Here is a 1265-nt window from a genome sequence, read left to right as displayed (position 1 = left end):
GATGTTCTCTCCTGTAAAACAACACCAGTGGGTCGGTTCCACCATCTTATTAACAGTTACGTAACGTTTTCAGCCCTTCGTTACTCTCGGCACACATATGGCTCGTAGCGTGTAAATTAGCGATTATTATTCGGATTAAGCACAAGCCGAATTTTTAAATTTTACTATTTATCTTTTTTATTGGAAATCGTCAAATTTAAAAATTTGGCGACTTTCCAAATATGTCTTAACTTCGATTAAGCAACTAATTAGCTATGAGCTATATACGTTGTTACCACACGTTATTTTTCGGATGCTGATTCTTTTATCAAATTAACACAATCAATATAAGTTTTCTCAAAAGGTACTTTATTCTCTGGTCTATATTTCGTCAATCTTTGATAAATTTCTTTTCTTACATCTGTACATTTGGTTAAGTAAAAATCACTTCCTCTACTATTTTTGTCAAATCTTTCCATCATAATTGCTTGTAATGGATAGACAATCATATGGTCAACTTTATCCGTAATTTGAATGTTATTACAATCTTCACAAATAGAATTGTATTGACTTAAGTTGCCAATATGTTTATCAAGTAATTTATTTGTAACAAGATGCGAAATTTCGTGATACAAAACTCCTCGTGTTGAATTATCTAATTCCATAATTTCATTAGAAGAATTCGGTTCAGTATATAATTCACAATAGTTTGCTAAAATGATTGCTCGTTTTTTTGGGTTATAATTGTCGTAGAAATCCATTGCTTTATTATTAGCACTATTTGTCAATTCCACAAATACAATCAGCTCCAAGTCTTTTTCTTTTATTTGATAAAAGGACATAACCTTATCAAATAATTTTTCGTCAGAAACTTGCTTTTCTATTTGAGAAATAGCCTGATTATAATAATTCCTATTGCTTTTATAGAATTCATTGAAATTTGATTTTTTATAAAAATCTAACATCATAGGCTTTACAGAATCAAGTGTTTTTGTGTTCAAGCCATAATATTTTAATTCTTTTGTGTAAGTGGTGTCAAATTCAAATGTTTGTAAGTCCTTAAACATTAATCCAATTGTAGAAAAATCAATTCCAATGTTATCATCCTCGTAAACCCAATTTATTAATGGATGACTTTTATACTGAAGAAATTGTTCGTTAACTCGTTTTAAATATTCTGTTTGGCAAGGTCTGGACTACCTACTAAATTTGGGACTATTTTCTCAAGCCACTTTTTTATTATTTTTCCAATATTGTATTTCTACTTCTAGAGGAGTTTTATATCC

At 29.5% G+C, this 1265-nt stretch carries 1 protein-coding gene; it reads right to left on the bottom strand.

Annotated elements, in window-relative coordinates:
• Positions 1-281: 281 nt before the first annotated feature.
• Entirely contained in the window at positions 282-1046 is a 765-nt protein-coding gene (locus H527_RS0118700; protein WP_027414054.1) for a DUF4932 domain-containing protein, read from the bottom strand.
• Between the last annotated feature and the right edge of the window lie 219 nt (positions 1047-1265).

The sequence above is a fragment of the Aquimarina muelleri DSM 19832 genome, assembly GCF_000430665.1.
Classification (GTDB): domain Bacteria; phylum Bacteroidota; class Bacteroidia; order Flavobacteriales; family Flavobacteriaceae; genus Aquimarina; species Aquimarina muelleri.
This window is presented reverse-complemented; position numbering and strand designations above follow the sequence as displayed.